General features: G+C 61.5%; 5 protein-coding genes. 4 read left to right on the forward strand and 1 reads right to left on the reverse strand.

Annotated elements, in window-relative coordinates:
• Positions 1–633 (reverse strand): alpha/beta fold hydrolase (locus HP499_RS21575; RefSeq protein WP_172326154.1); only part of this gene is annotated, 633 nt, incomplete at its 3' end.
• Between the two features lie 76 nt (positions 634–709).
• On the opposite strand from HP499_RS21575, the gene lysS reads away from it, so the two are divergent.
• From lysS to HP499_RS21595, 4 genes are all read left to right on the forward strand, one after another.
• Complete coding sequence (lysS, locus tag HP499_RS21580; protein ID WP_172326155.1) at positions 710–2,239, forward strand: lysine--tRNA ligase; 1,530 nt, start codon at positions 710–712, stop codon at positions 2,237–2,239.
• A gap of 2 nt (positions 2,240–2,241) precedes the next feature.
• Positions 2,242–2,415 carry a hypothetical protein gene (locus HP499_RS21585; RefSeq protein ID WP_172326156.1) on the forward strand — a complete coding sequence of 58 codons (174 nt, stop codon included), beginning with the start codon at positions 2,242–2,244 and terminating at the stop codon, positions 2,413–2,415.
• 129 nt (positions 2,416–2,544) lie between these two features.
• A complete protein-coding gene (locus HP499_RS21590) occupies positions 2,545–2,871 on the forward strand; it encodes an Lsr2 family protein (RefSeq protein ID WP_172326157.1) in 327 nt (108 codons plus the stop codon).
• A 369-nt stretch (positions 2,872–3,240) separates the two neighbouring features.
• Positions 3,241–4,155, forward strand: a 915-nt coding sequence (locus HP499_RS21595) for a Clp protease N-terminal domain-containing protein (RefSeq protein WP_172326158.1), incomplete at its 3' end; no start/stop codon positions are given.

The raw sequence follows: 4,155 nt of genomic DNA on the forward strand, positions 1-4,155 counted from the left end.
CATTTCGGTGACGGCGGTGGGGAGCAGGGAGCGCATCTCCAGACCCAAACGGGTCCGGGCCGATAGGACACTGAGCGTGCGCAGCGCCCCCATAGGCAGGTAGGAGATGGGCCCGGCGGTCCCCAGCCCCTGCACCAGGTGGGCCCAGGCATGGTCCAGTTGACCGGCCGTTACTGCTTCCTCAAGTTCGGGCCGCCACCTGCTGCTGAGGTTGCCGGACAAGGAAACCGCGGCATCATAGGTGACCAGTTTGTTGATCCGGGCCTGCCTCGCAGCTTGCAGTGCCACGAAACCGCCGTAACTGTGCGCCACTACGTCGGTGGAGCCGCTCTTTTCCATCACTGCATGGAGGTCCGCGATCTCAGTCTCCACCGAATAGCCCGGAGGCTGCGGCGCAGACCTCCCGCGGCCACGCCGGTTGTAGCTGTGCACAGGGCGCCCCAGCATCACGCTGAGGGTTCGGGCGAAAGGCCAGTACAGCGAGTCCGTCACCAAGGTGCCATGGATGAGCACGACGCCGGCCGGTTCGGCAGGTGCCTTCGAACCGGGAATTGAGGCGCCTGACGCGGGGCGGAAGGTGTGCACCTCAAGCTGCCCGCCGCCGTCGACCGTTTCAACTGTCCATGTCTCCACAGCCCCGAGTCTATTCGTTTGCCCGATCCTGGGGCCCGGACGTGAAGGCCCGTAATCACCGGTAAACTTAAGGACTGTGACTTCCGCAAACACCCCAGCCCTGAACACCTCCGCAGAACCCATCGATGCCAGCGAGCAGATGCGCATCCGTATGGATAAGCGCGCCAAGCTGATCGAGCGCGGCACGGAGGCCTACCCGGTGGGTGTTGAACGGACCCATTCCCTCGGCGAAATCCGGGAGAAGTATGCCCACTTGGAAGCCGACGAAACCACCGGCGATGTTGTCGGCGTCACCGGGCGCGTCGTGTTCGTCCGCAATACCGGCAAGCTGTGCTTTGCCACCCTCCAGGAGGGTGGCGTGGACGGTAAGGGCGTCCGGCTGCAGGCCATGCTGAGCCTTGCCAACGTCGGCGAGGAATCGCTCGCCGACTGGAAGGCCCTCGTGGACCTCGGCGACCATGTTTTCATCAAGGGCGAGGTAATTTCCTCCCGCCGCGGAGAGCTGTCCGTCATGGCCGACTCCTGGTCCATGGCCTCCAAGGCCCTGAGGCCCCTCCCGGTCCTGCACGCTGAACTGAACGAGGAAACGCGCGTCCGCCAGCGCTACGTGGACCTCATGGTCCGCGACGAAGCACGTGAGATGGTCTACAAGCGGGCAGCTATCACCCGCTCCGTCCGCGATACCTTGGACCGCCACGGCTACGTTGAGGTGGAAACCCCCATCCTGCAGCTGGTCCACGGCGGCGCTACGGCACGTCCATTTGAAACGCACATGAACGCGTTCGACCAGAAGATGACGTTGCGCATCGCTACCGAGCTTTTCCTCAAGCGCGCTGTTGTAGGCGGCATTGACCGCGTCTATGACATGGGCCGCGTTTTCCGCAATGAAGGCGTGGACTCCACCCACAGCCCCGAATTCACCACCCTGGAATGCTATGAGGCCTGGGCAGACCAGTTCGTCATGGCCGAACGCATGAAGGAAATTATCCTGAATGTGGCGGACGTCGTTGGAACGCGCACCATCCAGACGGAGGCCGGTGAAATCAACCTCGACGGCGAATGGGCCTGGGTTTCGGTTTACCCGGGTATTTCCGAAGCAGTGGGTGTGGAAATTACGCCGGACACCACGGTGGAGGAACTGCTGGCAATTGCCGCTAAGCACGAGGTCAAGGTGGACCCCAAGTGGGACGCCGAGAAGATCGTTGTGGAGCTGTTCGGCGAGATCGTGGAACCCACCTTGCTGAACCCCACATTTGTCTATGACTACCCGCCCTCGGCGCAGCCTCTGGCCCGCCCGCACCGCGAAGACGGACGGCTCATTGAAGCCTGGGACCTGATCATTGGCGGCATGGAGCGCGGCACGGCCTTCTCCGAGCTCATTGACCCGGTGATTCAGCGTGAACGCCTCACGGAGCAGTCGCGACGTTCCGCAGCGGGCGACGAAGAAGCCATGCAGCTGGACGAGGACTTCCTCCGCGCCCTCGAATACGGCGCGCCGCCCATGGGCGGCATCGGGCTTGGCATTGACCGTTTGGTCATGCTGTTCACCGGGGCCGGTATTCGTGAAACCATTTTGTTCCCCCTGCTGAAGCCTGAAGGTCACTGATCATGGAGTACATCGCAGTCCTGGCGCCGTCCATAGTTGTGGGTTTGATCTTCTGGTTTGCCATGAAGTCGATCTTCAATGCAGACAAATCCGAGCGGCAGGCAGAAGCCCGCGCCCAGGCCGAAGCGAATTCAAAAAATGCCGGACCGGCGCCTGAAGGTCCAGCCCCTAAATAGGCCGCTAAATGGGTTCGAGTTTCGCGTGAATCCAATTGTGCTTTGACGTGCGTGCTTGCTGTGAACGATAATCGACAAAGGAACCCGGGGAATTTCTGATTATCCATCCCTCCAAAAGAGAGGCAACTCATGGCACAGAAAGTAAAAATCATCCTCGTCGATGACCTGGATGAAGGGGCTGCGGACGAAACTGTCCGGTTCGGCCTGGACGGTGTTAGCTACGAAATGGACCTGTCCACAGCAAACGCAGCGTCGCTTCGGAAGGCCCTGGAACCGTTTGTCGCAAAGGCCCGGAAGACTTCTTCCGGCCGTGGGACGCGGGGTCGCGCTACTCCGGCCCGCAACCAGGATTCTGCGCAGATCCGGCAGTGGGCCCGTGATAACGGTTACACAGTCAACAGTCGCGGACGTATTCAGGCAGAAATTCAGGAAGCCTACCAAAAGGCCAATTCCTGATTCACCACTTCAATGCCCCGGCAGTCACTGCCGGGGCATTGGTTGTTTAAGGGACCCGGGTTTGTTGGGTGTCCCGTGGGTCCCAGCGGGGAATAGCCGCTGAAACCACTCTGTCCCGGAAGCCGGTTTACGCAGGCTCCAAGGAGTACAGGAAAGCATCGCCCTTGCCTCAGCGTGGAGTACTCACACGGTGGGTTGGCGACAGTTTCCCGGACCGGCTGGCAGGATGTCACCGTCGCCTGCCGCGGTCAAGGGGAAGCGCCCGTTTTATTCCTCCGCGGCGTCATGTTTCCCCTGTGGCGAACACGCCCCAAAAGTGTTGCTCCGGCACGTAGCATCAAAGTACGTCGTAGCTAGGAGTGTGGCGAAATGTTTGAGAGATTTACGGACCGTGCCCGTCGCGTGGTCGTCCTTGCCCAAGAAGAGGCACGGATGCTCAACCACAATTACATCGGTACCGAGCACATCCTCTTGGGTCTGATCCACGAGGGTGAAGGCGTTGCTGCCAAGGCGCTCGAGTCCCTGAGCATTTCGCTCGATGGCGTTCGCGAGCAAGTACAGGAGATCATCGGCCAGGGCCAGCAAGCCCCGTCCGGTCACATCCCCTTTACCCCGCGTGCCAAGAAGGTGCTTGAGCTTTCCCTCCGCGAAGCACTGCAGCTCGGCCACAACTACATCGGTACTGAGCACATCCTGCTCGGCCTCATTCGCGAAGGCGAAGGCGTGGCCGCCCAGGTGCTGGTGAAGCTTGGTGCGGACCTGAACAGGGTTCGTCAGCAGGTCATCCAGTTGCTCTCCGGTTACCAGGGCAAGGAAACCGCAGGCAGCGGTTCCGGCCAGGGCCAGCCGGAAGGTACGCCTGCCGGCTCGGTGGTGCTTGACCAGTTCGGACGCAACCTGACCCAGGCCGCCCGCGAAAACAAGCTCGATCCCGTGATCGGCCGCGAGCAGGAGATGGAACGCGTCATGCAGGTCCTCTCCCGCCGCACCAAGAACAACCCGGTCCTGATCGGTGAGCCCGGCGTTGGTAAGACTGCCGTCGTCGAAGGCCTCGCCCAGGCGATCGTCCGCGGGGATGTCCCGGAGACCATCAAGGACAAGCAGCTGTACACGCTTGACCTCGGTTCCCTGGTTGCAGGCTCCCGCTACCGCGGTGACTTCGAAGAGCGCCTGAAGAAGGTCCTCAAGGAAATCCGCACCCGCGGCGACATCATCCTCTTCATCGACGAGATCCACACCCTCGTTGGTGCAGGTGCTGCCGAAGGCGCCATTGATGCTGCGTCC

Source organism: Paenarthrobacter sp. CM16, from assembly GCF_013179505.1.
Lineage (GTDB): Bacteria > Actinomycetota > Actinomycetes > Actinomycetales > Micrococcaceae > Arthrobacter.

What these genes read in the sequence shown, in the direction of transcription:
- HP499_RS21585 (WP_172326156.1), top strand. Translation starts at nt 2,242, where the DNA reads ATGGAGTACATCGCAGTCCTGGCGCCGTCCATAGTTGTGGGTTTGATC.
- HP499_RS21590 (WP_172326157.1), top strand. Translation starts at nt 2,545, where the DNA reads ATGGCACAGAAAGTAAAAATCATCCTCGTCGATGACCTGGATGAAGGG.